The 18007-nt window shown below is 28.3% G+C and carries 15 protein-coding genes and 1 riboswitch; of the genes, 8 read left to right on the top strand and 7 right to left on the bottom strand.

Translation table 11 applies throughout. The features are described 5' to 3' along the window. Positions 1-167 precede the first annotated feature (167 nt). The 6 genes from NAB20_RS12610 to NAB20_RS12585 form a co-directional block, all read right to left on the bottom strand. The gene (locus NAB20_RS12610) at positions 168-1136 is read right to left on the bottom strand and encodes a glycosyltransferase family 2 protein (RefSeq protein WP_375605219.1); all 969 of its coding nucleotides are present in this window, start codon (positions 1134-1136) and stop codon (positions 168-170) included. 175 nt (positions 1137-1311) lie between these two features. Continuing rightward, the gene (locus NAB20_RS12605) at positions 1312-1953 is read right to left on the bottom strand and encodes an NAD-dependent epimerase/dehydratase family protein (RefSeq protein WP_088393987.1); all 642 of its coding nucleotides are present in this window, start codon (positions 1951-1953) and stop codon (positions 1312-1314) included. Positions 1954-2156: 203 nt separating this feature from the next. Further along, complete coding sequence (locus tag NAB20_RS12600) at positions 2157-2486, bottom strand: DUF2834 domain-containing protein (protein WP_105196713.1); 330 nt, start codon at positions 2484-2486, stop codon at positions 2157-2159. Between the two features lie 22 nt (positions 2487-2508). Next, complete coding sequence (locus tag NAB20_RS12595) at positions 2509-2901, bottom strand: hypothetical protein (protein ID WP_235819786.1); 393 nt, start codon at positions 2899-2901, stop codon at positions 2509-2511. A gap of 17 nt (positions 2902-2918) precedes the next feature. Beyond that, a complete protein-coding gene (locus tag NAB20_RS12590; protein ID WP_127822968.1) occupies positions 2919-3893 on the bottom strand; it encodes a catalase in 975 nt (324 codons plus the stop codon). A gap of 624 nt (positions 3894-4517) precedes the next feature. Continuing rightward, positions 4518-4994, bottom strand: a complete 477-nt coding sequence (locus NAB20_RS12585) for a hypothetical protein (protein ID WP_127822969.1) — start codon at positions 4992-4994, stop codon at positions 4518-4520. A 59-nt stretch (positions 4995-5053) separates the two neighbouring features. On the opposite strand from NAB20_RS12585, the gene NAB20_RS12580 reads away from it, so the two are divergent. Next, positions 5054-7144, top strand: coding sequence for an LTA synthase family protein (locus NAB20_RS12580; RefSeq protein WP_375605218.1), 2091 nt, complete (start codon positions 5054-5056; stop codon positions 7142-7144). A 585-nt stretch (positions 7145-7729) separates the two neighbouring features. On the opposite strand, the gene NAB20_RS12575 is transcribed toward NAB20_RS12580, so the two are convergent. Next, positions 7730-9049 (bottom strand): cobyrinate a,c-diamide synthase, encoded by a 1320-nt coding sequence (locus NAB20_RS12575; protein ID WP_375605217.1) that lies wholly within the window; start codon positions 9047-9049, stop codon positions 7730-7732. Positions 9050-9111: 62 nt separating this feature from the next. Here NAB20_RS12575 and NAB20_RS12570 point away from each other — a divergent pair, with 62 nt between their 5' ends. The 7 genes from NAB20_RS12570 (at position 9112) to NAB20_RS12540 (ending at position 18006) form a co-directional block, all read left to right on the top strand. Next, positions 9112-9957: a hypothetical protein gene (locus NAB20_RS12570; protein WP_105196708.1), complete on the top strand. Its 846-nt coding sequence runs from the start codon at positions 9112-9114 to the stop codon at positions 9955-9957. Positions 9958-9962: 5 nt separating this feature from the next. Continuing rightward, positions 9963-11444, top strand: a complete 1482-nt coding sequence (locus NAB20_RS12565) for a cobyric acid synthase (protein ID WP_219845026.1) — start codon at positions 9963-9965, stop codon at positions 11442-11444. Next, positions 11441-12463 carry a histidinol-phosphate transaminase gene (locus NAB20_RS12560; RefSeq protein ID WP_127822972.1) on the top strand — a complete coding sequence of 341 codons (1023 nt, stop codon included), beginning with the start codon at positions 11441-11443 and terminating at the stop codon, positions 12461-12463. The genes NAB20_RS12565 and NAB20_RS12560 overlap by 4 nt, the downstream gene beginning before the upstream one ends. Further along, complete coding sequence (gene cbiB / locus NAB20_RS12555; protein WP_375605216.1) at positions 12448-13398, top strand: adenosylcobinamide-phosphate synthase CbiB; 951 nt, start codon at positions 12448-12450, stop codon at positions 13396-13398. The genes NAB20_RS12560 and cbiB overlap by 16 nt, the downstream gene beginning before the upstream one ends. A 28-nt stretch (positions 13399-13426) precedes the next feature. Beyond that, positions 13427-13630, top strand: a riboswitch (cobalamin riboswitch). 111 nt (positions 13631-13741) lie between these two features. Continuing rightward, positions 13742-16354: a TonB-dependent receptor domain-containing protein gene (locus tag NAB20_RS12550; protein WP_375605215.1), complete on the top strand. Its 2613-nt coding sequence runs from the start codon at positions 13742-13744 to the stop codon at positions 16352-16354. An 18-nt stretch (positions 16355-16372) separates the two neighbouring features. Then, on the top strand, positions 16373-17179 hold the full coding sequence (locus tag NAB20_RS12545) for an NAD+ synthetase (protein WP_105196704.1): 807 nt from the start codon (positions 16373-16375) through the stop codon (positions 17177-17179). Further along, positions 17176-18006 (top strand): SDR family oxidoreductase, encoded by an 831-nt coding sequence (locus NAB20_RS12540; RefSeq protein WP_088390853.1) that lies wholly within the window; start codon positions 17176-17178, stop codon positions 18004-18006. The genes NAB20_RS12545 and NAB20_RS12540 overlap by 4 nt, the downstream gene beginning before the upstream one ends. Position 18007: the final 1 nt, after the last annotated feature.

The raw sequence follows: 18007 nt of genomic DNA, 5'->3' as shown, positions 1-18007 counted from the left end.
ATTTTGTTAAATATTTCTTATCTACTATCTAAAAAAGTAATAAAGAATAGCAAAATGAATAAATAAGAAATAAATATTAATTCTAAAATTGTACTTTTTAGCTAATAAATGCAGATATTGAAATTAGTTGGCTGTTAGTGTTAAATAGTTTTTAAAGAATGACTTTGTTAGTAGTCGAATTTTCTTTTATTTAAAATTTTATCAGATATTTTTAATAAAAAAAATCTTAAAGGAAATTTATTCTTCATTAGGGTCTTATTGTAATGATAAAGATTGATTAATTCCTTTTTGTTTTTCTCAAATAAAAAGGAATATTTAGGATTTGATTGTTCTAGTAAACTATCACGCTCGATATTTGAAATTATTTTTTTAATCCTCTTTTTATAACCTGTAAAATTACTTGCTGGATTGTTTATATTAAAAAGATCAATAAGCATCGTTTTTTGAGACTTATTTTTTTTATAAAAGACACCGCCAACTTGTTGATTGGAATGGATTCTATAATAAAAATATTTGTTGTGTAAAAAAGCGAATTGATTTTTTGAACTGGAAATAATAGCGATCCATTCGTCATGATGAAAGTTTTGAATAGTAGGAAAAGGAATTATATCGGGTATTATTTCCTTTTTAAAAGCCATTGAAGCCCCTGTGGCAATGTTACCTGTGAGACTTATTAATCTGTGGAAATTAAATTCTATACCTTTATTTTCAAGGAAGCGAGGTACGTCCCATATAGCATATTTTTTATGAGATTTTGAATTTTCATCCATATAATAACCATTAGATGCTATAACATTTATTTTAGGATTGTTTTGGAAAAAAAGGATATAGTCATCAACTTTATTAGGGCACCAAATGTCGTCTTGATCTGATAGAAAAATTAGATCTCCTGAACAAAGTTGGATCGCTTTTTCAAAATTTTTTACGCTACGAAGATTTGTTTCGTTTTTGAAAATTTTAAAAATATTAGGATATTTTAATTGGTATTCTTTTAAAATATCCATGGTCTGATCAGTAGAGCAGTCGTCACAAATGATTATTTCATTAACTTCTTTTGTTTGTTTGAGTATTGAGTTAATCTGCTCATTAAGGAATTTTTCACCATTATAAGTACATAGAGCTACGGAAACTTTCATCGTACATTTAAATTAATTATCAAAGGTAGTAAAAATAAGATATTTTTTGAGTGAGAGTTGCTGTTGATAATAATTTTATATCTAAAAATGATTCAGTAAACTTGGGAATTATGAAATAAAATGTTTTTAAAATGTTTGTTTAGTATTATATAGAGATACTATTTTTACTTTTAAATTAAAGAAAATCATCTCTTTCAATAATCTGATGCCCTGTTCTTTTTACGCCTAAAAATAAAACATTAGCTAATTCTTGACCTGTGATAGCACGGTATTTTTTCATTTTACCTATAAAAAGAAATTGTAATCCGTTGATTAATATAGTGGCTATTTTTTCAGCAAGACGTTTGTCTTTTCTTTTTCCGTAAATTAAAGAAGGTCTGTAAATAAGTATGTTAGAAATATTGTGTTTTAAAACACTTTCTTCCATTTTACCTTTAGTCTGGCTATAAAAAACAGAAGATTTTGGGTTTGAGCCAATAGCAGAAATGACACTAAAAGTAGAAATTTGATTTTGTTCAGATAATTTAGCTGCGCTAACAGGAATTCCATAATCAATAGCGTAATATTGATCTTTATTAGGTGTTTGAGCTTTTGTGGTACCAATACAACAGAAAACCTCATCTGCTTTGAAATCTTTAGAAAATTTTTCCAAAGAAAGTATATCACCTATGAATTCTTCCAATTTTGGATGTTTTTTACCAGTGCTTTTTCGGGTGAATATTTTTACTTTTTCGTAATCTTCACTCTTTAATAATAAATCTAATAAATAGCTTCCAGTAAGTCCTGTTGCTCCAAGTATAATAGCTGTTTTTTTCATTTAATACTTATTTTTTTATTGGAAAAAATAATTCAATAACTTAAAAGATTTATATGAGAAACTATTAATAGCTATAGTGCCACAATTTTATATAGAATTACAATGTATATAATTTTTTTGTACACTATAGCTAAAATAGATTCATAAAGGTTTGTACTTACTTTATTCTAAAATAAAGTGTTGTAAGTAAAAATATTTATAAACTAATTATTTTCTTTTTCAAGCGCTATTTCTCTTAAAAATAAATAAAGAGGAAATGTAAATGCTATAGCAATTAAGAAAGTAAGTGGTATTAAAGTCCACCAGTATTTAATTTTTAAACGAATAGCATCAGGTATATAAAAGGCAAAAAATGTTAAAACAACAACTTTTAAATCAGCGTCTAATGATTGGGCTGGAAGGCTGCATTTTGCATCTTCAAAAAAGTTTAATAAAGAAGGATCTATTGCTGTTTGAAAATATTGGATATTAAAAAACCAAGTATAACAAAGGCCTAAAATACTTAATAGAAGATAAATGTGTTTTCTTTTCATGATATATATATTTATTAAAATTTTAATTTTCTTGTTTTAGATATTTCCAAATAGCCCACGACCATGCTAAAAATATAAATTGAAACGGTAAACGTATGATGGCTAATTTGTGAGATCCTATAGAAGGATTTTCTACTAATACATCTTTAATATGTATAGGTAAAAAAGTTAACATTAATAAAAAAATGCCTAATCCGCCGTATTTTGCGAGATTGTTTTTAAATACAAGTAGTATGCCTAGAGCTAATTCTATAACGCCTGATCCTAATATGATAAATTCTTTAAAAGGGAAGAAATTAGGTACAAAAGGGAGGTAAAAATCAGGTTTAATAAAATGTTGAATACCAGCATTTATCATGAAAATTGCCAGTAAATAGCGTAATACTATAAAACTAATTGATTTAAATTTATTCATTGTTTAAATAATTATTATTAAATATTAAAATTGTTTAATGTCGGTTCTATTATTGTTTTGTTATCGCGTTGATGACGAAATTTTGATAAAGCTTTATAAATTTCTATTCTTGCACGGTTTATTCCTCCGATTGGCTTGTGTGCTTCTAAAGAATTAGAAGGAGAAAATGATAATTGTTCAGCTAGTTCAAAACGTTCTTCCGTGTTTAAATCTTGAATAGGTATTTCAATTTCTGCTACTTTTATAAAAGGACTGTTCCATTCAATTCCAGCATTTTCTATGGGAGTGTTTTTCTCGTTTACAAAAGGCTGTATAAAAAAGTCAAATTTGACAATGTTTTTTTGTAAATGACTTTCCATATTTTTAGTGAGATAGTTATCACTAAGTATTTTGGGTAATTCACTTTTACTAGTGGAAGTAGGGACTATTTTAAATTTTATCTGTTTATTTCCATACATATAAGGTGTTGTACTCCAGTAGGTCAAATCCAAAGGATTGGCTTCGTTTTTCTTAGCGTTATTGAGAGCTTTTAATATTTTACCATTACCCGAAAAGATCATCTTTAGGGCTAAAACCAAAGGATTCCATTTTATAGCATAATAAACAGCATCTCTGAAAAGTTTAATAGTACCAAGAGGCATTATAGGGAGTGATATCATAAGAAAATCCTGTGTCTGTTTTTCTGTTGTGTCAAATCGCTTTCCATCGACCTCAATTAGTTTAATCGCAAATCCTCTAAAATCTTTTATTTTGTCAGATTGTACTCGTCCGCTTGCATTGGATATTCTGATAAATGATTTATAACTTTTACCTGGTTGAAATAGACCTATTTGTAAGTTATTAGGTAAATTTTCTATTATTTTAAAATGCCCCTTTAATAAAGCTAAACATTTAGGATGTGCATCCCTTTTTGTCTTCCCTTTCGCATAATCTTTCTCCATTTTTTCCTGAAGCATAGATTGCATATCTAATATTAATTCCTGTTCTGTCATGCTTGCATTTAGTTTATTAAAATTATTTGTTTCTCCTCTAATAAAAAAACAAGTTTCGTTATGATGAGGTTTTCCTAATAGGAAAAGAATTAACTGTGATTTAAAGAAAATTCCCTCAATTATTTTTCTATTATATTTAATTTATTTGATGAGACAAAAATACAAAAATAAATGAACGTTCATTCTTTTTTTTAAAAAATCTAACTTTTATAGAGGTACAATATTATTTTAGTTTTGAAATTACCTAAACCAAAACTCACTACAGAATACACGAATCAAGAGATATTACACGATAATTATTATACTAAATTTGGATTTTAAATGGTATAAATTTAAAGTAGATTGTAGATTATGGGATAGATTTTGTAATGAAGAAGAAAAGAAGATAAAATACATAAATTTTACCGTTGAGGTAGTTTATTACATCAAAGTATGTTTTTTTAGATTCAAAGTTATCTTTATCTATGATAAATTTAAAACGATAATTTGTGTTTAATTTTAGATATATTTGAAATAAAAGATATTATTTTCGCTTCTTATTGATTATATCTTAATTGATTTTATTTATAATTAGGAGACTTTTATAGAAGTAGAAAAGGTTTAAAAAAATAAAACTCCGCCGATTTAAGGTTCGTTATTTTTAATGTTCATATTGGTAAGATTTTGATAAATTTCATCATGATAAATTTTTCCTCCAGAAGATCCTACTAGTTGTGAAAAAAATATATTTACGCTTGCAATAGCTAATATTATAAAAGCAATCCAATATTTTTTAGGATGTTTTTTATAATTCGCAATTACTCCTATAAAGGCAATCAAACCCAAAGAATATATTATTTTCATAAAAATTTCTGCTTTTTCTTCATGAACTTCTATTAAATCATGAGGGAAACCATTTGTGTTTTCTAAAAAGTGTTCTGCTTTATCTCCCGTTATCATTGATAATTTCCCCATTATCATTGAAAAAATAAAGATCGTATAGGCTATATTTAAGATCAAAGGATTTCTTTTGAAAATTCCATAAATTAAAATAGTAATACCAAAGAATAATCCAATTAGAGGGAAGTGATTTATTAATAAATGTAAATGTGCAGAATTCATTATATAAAATTTATACTATGACAAATTTAATAGTTAATTTTGCTAAAATTTAAAATGAAATGAATTTTTTTGAAAAAAAATCGCCCTACAAACAGTTACTGAATCTATTTTTACTTAGCAACTTAGTTTTAAGAATTATACTCTTATTTCATCCTATTACGTCTGCCAGTTTTACCTGGAAAGAATTAGCTAAAATTTTTTTGACAGGATTAATTTCTGATTTTTTTGTTTTCGTTATAGCCTCGGGTTTATTATGGATTTATTTATTGTTTTTGTCAAATGCTAAATATGAAAAACCTTGGGGATATATAATTTTTGGTTTCTTTTGTGCTCTTTTGTTATATGTAAGTTTTGGTAATACCATTTTAAACGAATACGGAGGTGTTTTACCTGAAATTGGTATAAGTTTTATAGCTCTTAAAACGTTATTTTTTGGATTGATGCTTTTCCTTCCTAACTATAGGAAGAGGATACGTATCGTTTTGTTTTCAATGACAATATTTATAGTAGTACTAATCATTGTGCAAAATACTATTAGTGAATTTTTCTTTTGGAATGAATTTGGTGTACGTTATAACTTTATAGCTGTTGATTATTTAGTGTATACGAATGAAGTAATTAAAAATATTATGGAATCTTATCCCATTATTCCTTTATTTACGGGAGTTGGATTCATTACAGCCTTTTTTACTTATCAAATTATTAAAAAATCAGATGATTTTTTAAATAATTTACCTTCTTTTAATGATAAAATAAAATCAACCAGTGGTTATATTTTTTTAGCAATACTAAGTACTTTTTTAATTCCTATTTTAGCAAAACAAGAAACTTCTTCTAATGTTTTTGCTAATGAATTACAAGCAAATGGGCTTTATCGTTTCTATTTAGCATTTAGAAATAGTGAGTTAGATTATCAAAAATTTTATAAAACTATTTCAGAAGAAGAGGCATTTGCGTTATTAAAAGGACAATTGGGAGATTTGAAAAATAAGACTTCTGAAAGACAGATTATTTCTAAGTTACCAGAAACAAAGAAAAATGTAGTTTTAATAACAATAGAAAGTTTAAGTGCCGACTTTATGAAATGTTATGGAAATGAGTTAAATGTAACACCGTTTTTAGATAGTTTAGCTACTCAAAGTACACAATTTACTAATTTATATGCCGTTGGAAATAGAACAATAAGAGGGTTAGAGGCTGTTACTCTATGCCTTCCACCATCACCAGGCGAAAGTATTGTAAAAAGGAAGGATAATAAAAATAAGTTTTCGACAGGTAGTATTTTTAAAGAAAAAGGATATATCGTAAAATATCTTTATGGAGGAGATGCTTATTTTGACAATATGGAGGACTTTTTTGGAGGAAATGGATACGAAATAGTTGATAAAAAGACTTTTAAATCTAATGAAATAACTTTTTCTAATGTTTGGGGAGTTTGTGATGAAGATATGGCTAAAAAAGCTATTGAAGTAATGAATACAGAAGCTAAAACGGGAACCCCCTTTTTTAATCATTGGATGACAGTAAGTAATCATAGACCTTTTACCTACCCAGCAGGTAAAATAGATATTCCTAATGATGCAAAATCGCGAGAAGGAGGAGTAAAATATACGGATTATGCGTTACGTCAATTTTTTAATATGGCAAAAAAACAAGCGTGGTATCAGAATACCATTTTTGTAATTATTGCGGATCATTGTGCATCAAGTGCAGGTAAGACAGAATTACCTATGGATAAATATAGAATACCTGCTATGATATTTGAACCGACTAAAAAAGGAGTTATAAATCCCATATTGATGTCACAAATTGATATTATGCCTACTTTATTCGGACGATTAGGGTTTCATTATACAAGTAAATTTTATGGTCAAGATGTTTACTCAATTGATTATAAACCAAGAGCTTTTATTGCAACTTACCAAGATTTAGGTTACATTAAAAATGATATACTTACGATTATTTCACCAAAACAAAAAGTGAAACAATTTGACTTAGTTTTACAACCATCTAATTTACCAAAAGAGTTTCAAATAATGTATGATGAAAAACCCAAAAATAATTTAGATAATCAGTTGGTAAAAGAAACAATCGCTCATTATCAAACCGTTTCGAAAATGCTTAAGTCAAAACAATATGAAAAGAAATGAGTAGATTGACGTTAAGAATTAATTTAATAGTACACTCACAAATAAAATGTTATCAATAAATTAAAGTTCAATACCTCCTTACTTTTCAATCTAAACCCCATTTTAATACTTTGTTTTAAAATGGGGTTTGTGTTTTTTAAATCCAGATTCCGCATTAGACTTGGTTGTGAAACAAAATTTTTCAATAAATTCAAGTGCTCACGGAAAATTTTAGAAGAAGAAATCGTGAACTATTTTGATGATTAAAATTTGAGTACGTGCTTGAATTTGAAGAAAAATAAAGTGGAATAGATTTACTTCGTCTATTCGCTACGCTCGGGTCTAATGCTGAATTTGGGTTAAACTAAAATCCATATTAGAAATTTATTGCAAATAAAAGGGACTTTGAATCTAAAAAAGTTGAGTATTTATTTTAAGGTGAAATTAGGTACGCTCAAAATTTCTTTTTCAAGGTTTATAGAGAATGAAGAACAGATAAGTTATTTATTAGTGAGATAGGATAAATTAAGATATATTTTATTCTATGTAATTAATATACCGTTTTTTTTTGATTGTTTTTAAAATTAAGATCTGTTTTAAGAAAAATTAAAAAAAGTAACTAATAATATCAGAATCTCCCCAATAAAAATGAATATAAGATGCCACCACATTTTTTAGCATATAAATAGGTGTAGGCACTGCTATTCCTTTAGCATTAAAAACGTTCCCAATAGTTGCTATGTCTCCCTTTTGGATTACTTTAGAATAATGAAACTCATGTCCTTTAATTGTTTGGTTATTAAGTTGTACTTCTCGATATCCCAAAGAAAGTTGGGCTTTTTCCATTGAAGTTTGTATGGGTAAAAAACCTACCATAGAATAACCAACTCCTTTTGAATCAATTATTTGATCACCTAAATACATCATGCCACCACATTCGGCTATTACTTTTCCTCCATTAGAACAAAAATCAAAAATAGATTCACGCATGGCTGTATTGGTAGCTAATTGATCTAAATATAATTCGGGATAACCTCCAGCTAAATACAGTACATCCGCTTCTGGCATTTCAGCATCTTTTAGAGGACTAAAATAGATGATTTCTCCCATTTTTTTTAAAGCTTTTATGTTTTCAAAATAGGTAAAATTAAAAGCATCATCATGAGCTACTGCTATTTTATAGTTCTTTAAAAAAGGGTTGCTTTTATTGGTATTTTCATCCGTATAAATAGTTTTTTCGTAATTAGATTGAGACGTTTCGCCGATTGATAAAATTCGACTTATATCAATAAATTGAGCTAAGTGTTTTGCCGCATTTTCAATTATTAATTCATAATCATTTTCAGGAGATATGAACAGTCCCAGATGACGTGAAGGAATGTTTATTTCAGGATTAGAAGGGAGATAGCCTAACGCATCAATTCCTACATCATTGCAAGCATCCTTTAGGAACGAATAATGACTTTCAGTATTAACAAAATTAAAGATAACACCTGCAATTTTTATATTTGGGTTAAAATTTTTAAGTCCAAATAATAATGGTGCTATGCTGTAAGCCATAGATTTAGCATTAACAACTAAAATGACGGGTATATCTAATAAAATAGCAATTTCAGCACTACTTCCTTGCATGCGGTTTGCTCCATCAAAAAGCCCCATTACACCCTCTATAATAGAAATATCCGCTTCCTGACTATATTTGTGATACAATGTTTTGACATGATGTTCATTCATCATATAAGTATCTAAATTAATGCTTGGCTGACCTGCGGCTTTCGTATGATGTTTAGTATCAATATAATCAGGACCGCATTTAAACGCTTGTACATTATATCCTTTATTTTTTAATAATCGTAATAACCCTAGAGTAATGGTTGTCTTTCCAGAGTTACTAGATGGAGCTGCTATGAGAAATTGAGGTTTCATAATTTCAAAGATAAAAATCAATTCCCAATTTTTATCTTTGTAAATCTATAAAGAAAAATAAAATGACAATTAAGATTACTACTTACGCTAAAGTGGGAGAACTCCTTCAAGGGAATTTTGATAAAAATCAACCATTTTTAGTAAGCAATAAGTCTTCTAAACTATTCAAAACAACGACTATTGTAAGTACAGAACCTATTGAAGAAGAAACAAAATTAGGCGCTAAATCTGCAAAAGCATTAGAATTATTTCATTCACTCATAAAAAAAAAAGGAAATACACCTGTTGATACAATTTATTTTAAGCAAGAAAGAAATTTTAAAATAGGAAAAGGTTTGTCTTCTAGTTCTACAGATATATTGGGAATTTTATTAGCTTTAAATGAATTATATAAAACGCAATATTCAAATCATTTTCTTTATAAAATAGCTTCTAAAATAGATCCTACAGATCCTTGTTTAGATTTAAATTCTTTATTATTTAATCAAAAAACAGGAGAAATATTAGATACTTTAGCCTCTATTCCTTATGCTATGTTATATTTTGATTCAGATCCAGATCGAAATATTGATACAATTAAAACATCCCAAGACCGAAAATATTCTAAAAATCAAATAGAAGAATTTCAAAATATTTATTTGACTTTAAAAAAGAGTGCTAAAAACAAAGATTACTCAACCTTTTTTAAATGTATTACAAAAAGTGCTATTATTAACCAGTCTGTAATACCCAAAAAAAAATTTAGTTTGTTACATGATTTTGCTATAGAAAATAATTGTGGTTTATTTGTTGCTCATAGTGGAACATTTATGGGGTTAATTATAGATCCCTATCGTTTAAAATCAATTGAATTAAAAGTTAAAGATTTAGTTGCAAAATATTGGAAAACAACCCTCTATATTGAATGAATTTTATGCAGAAATTAAAACCTATAATGTTTGTTGGTACAGCCTCTGATGTAGGTAAAAGTATTATTAATACAGGATTTTGCCGTATTTTTAAACAAGATGGCTACACTCCAGCTCCTTTTAAATCACAAAACATGTCACTCAACAGTTTTGCTACACCAGAAGGACTTGAAATAGGTCGTGCTCAGGCAGTTCAAGCAGAGGCATGTGGCATTGATTGTAATACAGACATGAATCCTATTTTATTAAAACCTACTAATGATAAAAGCTCACAAGTTGTTTTAAATGGAAAACCACTAGGAAATCAATCCGCTTTTGATTACTTCATGGGAAATGATAAACAAGAATTATTAAAAGAAGCACAAGCGGCTTATGAACGATTATCAGAAAAATACAATCCTATAGTACTTGAAGGGGCTGGAAGTATTTCAGAGCTAAACCTAAAACATCGAGATATAACGAATATGCGGATGGCAAAATACGCAAATGCGTCTACTTTTTTAATTGCAGATATTGATAGAGGAGGAGTATTTGCCAGCGTTTATGGAAGTGTTGCCTTATTAACAGCTGAGGAAAAAGCTTTACTAAAAGGAATTATTATTAATAAATTTAGAGGCGATTCACGTCTTTTTGAAGAGGGTAAAAAAATAATAGAAGATCTTTGTGGTATTCCTGTCGTAGGAATAGTACCTTATAGAAAAGATATTTACATAGAAGAAGAAGATTCTGTTAGTCTTCAAAATAAACCTTCTTTAGTTAAAGAAAATAAAATAAATATTGCTGTTATTTTACTGAATAAACTGTCTAATTATACTGATTTTAATGTCCTAGAACATCATGAAAATGTAAATTTATTTTATAGTAAAATACCTTCAGAAATAGAAAAAGCAGATATTATAATTATTCCAGGGAGCAAAAATACTATTTCAGATTTAATTGATATAAAAAATAATGGCGTTGCAAAAGCCATTATAAATAGCTATAAAAATAATAAAATTGTGATAGGGATTTGCGGTGGTTATCAAATGATGGGACAAACAATAGAAGATCCTAATCATATTGAAGGTACAATAGAATGTATGGCAGGTTTAGGAATACTTCCTATAGAAACAATTCTTACACAAGAAAAAACAACTCGGCAAGTGCAATTTCAGTTTAAAGAATACCAAGAAATATGCAAAGGTTATGAAATACACATGGGGGTTTCCACAGTAGAAAATACAAAATCACCTTTAAACACTTTTGATAATAAAACAAATGATGGCTATTACCTATCAGATAAATGTTGGGGAACCTATATTCATGGCATATTGGATAATGATATTGTAATTAATGATTTACTTTTACAAACAAAAAAAGATTTAACAACTACTATATTTGATTATAAATCTTTTAAAGAAGAACAATATGATTTGTTAGCACAACATTTGAGAGATCATATAGACATTCATTATATTTATAAAGTTCTTAAAGAAAAAGAAGCATGATTTTAGGACACGGAGACGATGGTTATTTATATAAAGGAAAGATTAAAGTAAATTTTAGCTCCAATGTTTTTTATGAAGATCCTCCTAAAGGATTAAAAGAACATCTTTTTCAACATTGGGATAAAATTACAAGTTATCCTGAAGCCAATGCAGAATCATTACAAAAGGAATTAGCGAGTTGGCACCAATTAAAACCAAATCAACTATTAGTAACGAATGGTGCTACCGAAGCATTTTATTTGATTGCACACTTTTTACAAAAAAAATCAGCCACCATCATTATACCATCATTTGCAGAATATAATGACGCTTGTTCTAGCTATGACATAACATTAGATTATATAAAATGGTCAGATGTACACGAAAAATATCATTTTTCTACACAAGCTGTTTTTTTAGGTAATCCAAATAACCCAACAGGATTTATTTTTGAAAAAAAAATACTTCATTCTCTTTTAGAAAATAATCCCAAAGTCTTGTTTGTAATAGATGAAGCTTATGTAGACTTTACAAAAAGTAAAATTTCTATGATTGATGAAATTTCTAATTTTTCAAACTTATTGATAGTAAAGTCATTAACTAAAACATATTCTATACCCGGTTTGCGATTAGGCTATATGATGAGTCAAAAACAAAATATTCAAGCAATAGAAACCTTTAAAATGCCTTGGTCTGTAAACACTATGGCAATTGAAGCGGGAAAATATATAGTTAAAAATGCTTCTAATATTGTATTACCTATAGAAAAAATAATAGCAGATACTACTCAATTTGCAAACACCTTACAGCAAATTAAAGATATAGAAGTTTATCCAACAAAAACTAATTTTTTCTTGTGTAAAACAAATATAAAAACAGCTTCAGAACTAAAGGAATATCTTCTAAAGAATCATCAATTACTTATTCGAGATGCCAGTAATTTTAAAGGACTTTCATCACAATATTTTAGATTAGCTACTCAAAAACCACCAGAAAATCAACTTTTAATAAACGCTATTAATCAATGGATCATTCTTTAATTATTTTTTTAGGACCTTTGGTTATAGGTTATTTATTAGATTTATTATTAGGAGATCCTAGATGGTTACCACATCCTATCAGACTTTTTGGTACGACAATTTATTTAGGAGAAAAACTTTTAAATAAAGGAAAATTTCGATTTATAAAAGGAATTTTTCTAACATTTGTATTATGTAGTTTTGTCTTTTTATTTTTTTATTTTTTATCAAATATTTTATTAGAATTTAATCCCATTCTTTATAGTCTATTTGCCTGTCTTTTCATTTTTTATGGCTTGGCTAACAAAAGTTTAATCCAAGAAGGAAAAGAAGTATTTAATACATTAGAAGAAAAAGGAATAGAAGCAGGAAGAAAACGACTATCTTGGATTGTAGGAAGAGATACTACGACACTTTCAGAAAATCAAATAAGAATAGCCGTTTTTGAAACTTTATCTGAAAACTTGAGTGATGGCGTAATTGCACCACTTTTTTATTACGCTATCGGAGGATTACCATTCATGATGACCTATAAAATGATCAATACTTTGGACTCTATGATTGGTTATAAAAGCGATAGGTATTTTTATTTTGGAAAATTTGCGGCTCGATTAGATGATGTAGTAAACTATGTGCCAGCTCGAATTACGGCTTTTTTGATGATTATAATCAGCGGAAAACCTAACTTGTTTTCTTTTGTATTAAAATTTGGAAACCAACACGCAAGCCCTAATTCAGGTTATCCAGAATCAGCTTTAGCAGCTATCATGAATTGTCGTTTTGGAGGACCTAATATATATTATGGAAAACTAGTTGAAAAACCATTTATAGGAATAAATACTCGAATAATTAAGCATTCCGAATTTAAAAAAGTATCCTTTATAAATCATGCCGTTGCATTAATTTCAATTGTAACTATATTATTAATAAAATGTAGTATTTTTTATTTTTTTTAATAATGTATCACGATGATTTAGTTTTTTGTACTTTCGTAACCGCAATGGTTTTGTTTTCAAGAAATGAAAACAAATTAAAAGGGAATCCAGTGTAAATCTGGAACAGTACCCGCTGCTGTAAGTTCTAAAAAAAGATTATAACAATTAGCCACTATTTTCATTTCAAAATAAAAACGGGAAGGCGTTATAATTGGAACAAGTCAGAAGACCTGCCTTTGCATTGATTCGCGGCTTTCGGAGTAAAGGCTAATGAGTGAATATAATGCTTCCTTTATTTCACACGTCCTTTTTCTATGGTCGTTTATAATCAGTTAACGGGATTATTAACGAAAAAAAAATTAAGATGTCAAAGGATCTATCAAAGATTAAAAAAATTATTTATTTATGTAATGGTACTTGTTGTACAGATAATGGAGCAGAAGAAAACATTCAAGTACTTCGAAAAACTCTGACAGAACAAGAATTAAACGATGAAGTTCATACCATTCGAACTAAATGTCAAGGTTTTTGTAAAAAAGGACCTGTTGTAAATATCCAACCCGAAAATACTTGGTATAAGGAAGTAGATATTGAAACTTCAAGAGGAATAGTTACAACTCATATTCTAAAAAATATATTGTTAAAAAAAGACCTATTATTTTCTTCAAATAGTATAATCGAACCTAAAAAAAAGAAAAATAATTTTTTCACAAAACTATTTAATTGGTTTTGTATTTTTTCATTCTTATTCTTTTTTTCTAACATAAAAGCACAAAGTACGATTCATGGTTTTATTTTAGATGCCACAAATCAAACAAAAATTGTAGGAGCAACCATTAAAGTAAAAGAATCAGGAGAAAGTACCGTATCAGAAGAAAATGGCTCATATACATTACAATTTAGTTCAGAGGGATTAAAAACGATTATTATTACTCATATAGGATATGATTCAATTAGTTTAAAAATAAATTTTAAAAAGAACGAACAAAAATTACTAAATGTTTCCTTATTACATAATGTAATGAATCTAGAAGAACTAGTAATTACAACAGCGTTTGCCAAAAAGCAAGAAAATAAAATAGATCAAATTAGTTTACAATTACAACCAATAAAATCAGGACAAGATTTACTGAGAGCAGTTCCTGGATTATTTATTGCACAACATGCAGGTGGAGGAAAAGCAGAACAAATTTTTGTTAGAGGAACAGATAATGATCACGGAACAGATTTTTCTATTCAAATGGATGGAATACCAGCTAATTTGCCTTCTCATGCACATGGACAAGGGTATGCAGATATGCACTTTATGATTCCTGAAACCATAGGAAACGTTCATTTTTTTAAAGGACCTTATGAAGCAAGTCTTGGTGATTTTTCAGTAGCAGGAGCAGCTCAATTTAATTCTAAATATCGTTTAGAAAAAAATAATATTAAACTAGAATCAGGTTTATTTAATACCCAAAGAGTTTTAGCAATGCTTCAAGTGCTAGATCAAAAACATTTAGTTTCTAAGTGGAATGATAATGCTTATTTTGCTTCAGAATACAATTATACAGATGGTTTTTTTGAAAGCAAATTAAAATTTAAAAGATTTAATTTTTTTGGAAGATACAATGCTCAACTTACCAATAAAACAGCCCTTGTATTGTCAGGATCCTATTTTTCAAGTAGCTGGAATGCTTCTGGACAATTACCTTTAAGAGCCATAGAAAAGGGGACTTTATCTAGATATGGTTCTATAGATGATTCTGAAGGAGGAATAGCTTCAAGACTTAATACAAATCTAATATTAGATACAAAGTTAAATGAAACTCAATCTTGGAAAAATCAATTCTATTATTCCAAAAACATATTCGACTTGTTTTCAAATTTCACTTTTTTTATGAACGATCCTATTAACGGAGATGAAATATTACAGTGGGAAAAAAGAGATTTGTTTGGATTAAAAAGTGTTTATAATAGATTAGATAATGTAGGAACAACAAAATTATATTCAGAAGTCGGGTTTGTTACTCGAACCGATATATTAGGATTAGGGAGAGATTATGTCTTAAAAAGAGCGTTTTTGAGCAAAGCAGCAAATGATCATGTAGCAATTACTAATTATAGTTTATATGTAGACGAAGATTGGCAGTTTGCTCCTAAATGGTCACTCAAATTAGGCTTTAGAAATGAGCTTTTCGATTTTTATTTAAAAGACAAAATAAATGATAATAATTCAGGCAAAAAAGCGGTCTACCGTTTTAACCCAAAGGCACAATTATATTTTAATCCTACCTCTAATTTGACAATATTTACAAAATGGGGTATAGGTTTTCATTCCAATTATGCACATACAGCAGTCAGTAAAGATCCCACTGCCAGTAATCCTGTTCCGCAGTCTCAAAGTCTTGATTTAGGCCTTATAATGAAGCTATACAAAAAATCTATTTTCAATTTTACAGCTTGGTGGACTGATAGTGGTTCCGAATTTAAATTTATTTCAGATGATGGAAGCTTTGAAAACTTAGGTTCCAGTAGAAAATACGGGATAGATGCCTCTTTAAAAATCCAATTCACAGATTTTTTATGGGCAGATACGAACTTAAATTACGCATATAGTTTTTTAAAAGAAGCTCCCAAAGAAGAAAATCTGATTCCTTTATATACTAGATGGAACTCAACAGGAGGCTTAACTTTAAAGTTAGAGAATGGTATTAACGCCAGTTTACGCTATCGTTTTATGGGAGAACGTCCTGCTGTTGAAGACGGATCTATATTTTCTAAGCCTTATACCATAACAGATTTAGTTATTAGATATACTAGACCACGATATGAAATGAGCCTTTCTACTGAAAATATATTTAATGTAAAATGGGATGAAGCACAATTTTATGATAAATCACGATTGAAAAATGAAACAGAAGCAGTGACAGATTTTCATAATACACCCGGAACCCCCTTTTTTATAAAAGGAAGCATTTCCTATTTCTTCTAAAAATTAAGTTATCAACTCATGGAACTATTAAGCAACAACTTATCAGCCTTACTTATTTTATTTATTTTAGGTTTACGACATGGTCTAGATCCAGACCATATTACCGTAATAGATAATTATACGTATCGACTACATGAAAAAAATGATACTTGGTCTAAATGGGTTGGAACCCTATTTACTTTAGGACATGGTGTAATGGTTACACTAATAGCATTGGTATTGAGTTATCTGAAAAATAATTTTGAAGTCCCTATTTGGGTTGATTCCTTACTTAATTGGTTGCCTATGTTTTTACTATTTACTATGGGAATTAGGAATATAATAACATTATTACAGTCAGAAACAACCTATTCTTTGAATATAAAAAAATACTTAATACCTAAATTCTTAGATAAAAGTATCCATCCCATTACAGTATTTATAACAGGAGTTATCTTTGGTTTTATATTTGACACATCATCACAAATTGCTGCCTTTGGATTAGCCGTTTCAGGAACTCATCATTGGTTATTTTCAGTAGTAGGAGGCGTTGTCTTTTCCATAGGATTAATGTTTACAGGAACAATAGATTCCTACTTATTAAGTAAATTATTAAAAACATTTGACCGGACTAAGATTCAAAAACATCGTTTTAAATTAAACATATTAATAACCATAATGTGTTTTATTATTCCCATTTATAAAATAATAACTCTTTTTAATTCTAATTTAGAATTAAACGATTTACAAAATAATTTAATAGGTATAGGATTCCTAGGAATTATCCTTTTCCTTTATTTTGATTTGTATCTTCGTTCAAGAATAAGAATAACAGAAAGCGAATGAAAAGACAAAAAATAAGTCTATTAGGTTGCGGTTGGTTAGGATTACCTCTAGCAGAAAGTCTAATAAAAAAAGGCTATGAAATAAAAGGCTCTACTACAAATCTTGATAAAATTCCTTTATTAAAACAAAAAGGAATTTTACCTTACTTCATTTCAGTAACAGATACCGATATTGAAGGACAAGAAATAACAGAATTTTTAGATTCGGATATTCTGATAATTAATTTTCCACCTAAGAGAAGAGCTGATATTATTCTATTTCATACCAAACAATTTGAACAATTAATACCAGAAATACTAAAAAGTAAAATACAAAAAATACTTTTTATAAGTTCTACATCTGTTTATCCTGATACAAATGAAATCGTAACAGAAGAAGAAATACGAATGCCTCAAAAAGATAGTGGAAAAGCTTTATTAATAGTAGAAAAAATGCTTTTAAATCAAATCCAGTTTAAAACCACCATAATTCGTTTTTCTGGATTAATCGGTTATGATCGAATGCCAGGGCGTTTTTTAGCAGGCAAAAAAGGAGTGGAAAATGGAGAGGCGCCTATAAACGTAATTCATCAAGATGATTGTATTAATATTATCCAAACCATTATAGCTAAAGAAATTTGGGGTGAAATATTTAATGCTAGTACCGACATCCATCCTAAGCGGAAAGAATATTATGAACTTGCAGCTGAAAAAATAGGTTTAGAAAAACCTACATTTGTTATTAGTCCGAATGAATCCTATAAAATTATAAATTCAGATAAACTCAAAACAAAATTAAACTATTCATTTAAGTATCCCAATCCGTTAGACTTATTAAATGAACAATAAA

Origin of the sequence: Flavobacterium davisii, from assembly GCF_042182265.1 — a bacterium.
GTDB classification, from domain to species: Bacteria; Bacteroidota; Bacteroidia; order Flavobacteriales; family Flavobacteriaceae; genus Flavobacterium; species Flavobacterium davisii.
Note: the sequence above shows the minus strand (reverse complement) of the source record. Positions and strands in the feature narration are given on the sequence as shown.

What these genes read in the sequence shown, in the direction of transcription:
- NAB20_RS12610 (WP_375605219.1), bottom strand. Translation starts at nt 1,136, where the DNA reads ATGAAAGTTTCCGTAGCTCTATGTACTTATAATGGTGAAAAATTCCTT.
- NAB20_RS12605 (WP_088393987.1), bottom strand. Translation starts at nt 1,953, where the DNA reads ATGAAAAAAACAGCTATTATACTTGGAGCAACAGGACTTACTGGAAGC.
- NAB20_RS12600 (WP_105196713.1), bottom strand. Translation starts at nt 2,486, where the DNA reads ATGAAAAGAAAACACATTTATCTTCTATTAAGTATTTTAGGCCTTTGT.
- NAB20_RS12595 (WP_235819786.1), bottom strand. Translation starts at nt 2,901, where the DNA reads ATGAATAAATTTAAATCAATTAGTTTTATAGTATTACGCTATTTACTG.
- NAB20_RS12590 (WP_127822968.1), bottom strand. Translation starts at nt 3,893, where the DNA reads ATGACAGAACAGGAATTAATATTAGATATGCAATCTATGCTTCAGGAA.
- NAB20_RS12585 (WP_127822969.1), bottom strand. Translation starts at nt 4,994, where the DNA reads ATGAATTCTGCACATTTACATTTATTAATAAATCACTTCCCTCTAATT.
- NAB20_RS12580 (WP_375605218.1), top strand. Translation starts at nt 5,054, where the DNA reads ATGAATTTTTTTGAAAAAAAATCGCCCTACAAACAGTTACTGAATCTA.
- NAB20_RS12575 (WP_375605217.1), bottom strand. Translation starts at nt 9,049, where the DNA reads ATGAAACCTCAATTTCTCATAGCAGCTCCATCTAGTAACTCTGGAAAG.
- NAB20_RS12570 (WP_105196708.1), top strand. Translation starts at nt 9,112, where the DNA reads ATGACAATTAAGATTACTACTTACGCTAAAGTGGGAGAACTCCTTCAA.
- NAB20_RS12565 (WP_219845026.1), top strand. Translation starts at nt 9,963, where the DNA reads ATGCAGAAATTAAAACCTATAATGTTTGTTGGTACAGCCTCTGATGTA.
- NAB20_RS12560 (WP_127822972.1), top strand. Translation starts at nt 11,441, where the DNA reads ATGATTTTAGGACACGGAGACGATGGTTATTTATATAAAGGAAAGATT.
- cbiB (WP_375605216.1), top strand. Translation starts at nt 12,448, where the DNA reads ATGGATCATTCTTTAATTATTTTTTTAGGACCTTTGGTTATAGGTTAT.
- NAB20_RS12550 (WP_375605215.1), top strand. Translation starts at nt 13,742, where the DNA reads ATGTCAAAGGATCTATCAAAGATTAAAAAAATTATTTATTTATGTAAT.
- NAB20_RS12545 (WP_105196704.1), top strand. Translation starts at nt 16,373, where the DNA reads ATGGAACTATTAAGCAACAACTTATCAGCCTTACTTATTTTATTTATT.
- NAB20_RS12540 (WP_088390853.1), top strand. Translation starts at nt 17,176, where the DNA reads ATGAAAAGACAAAAAATAAGTCTATTAGGTTGCGGTTGGTTAGGATTA.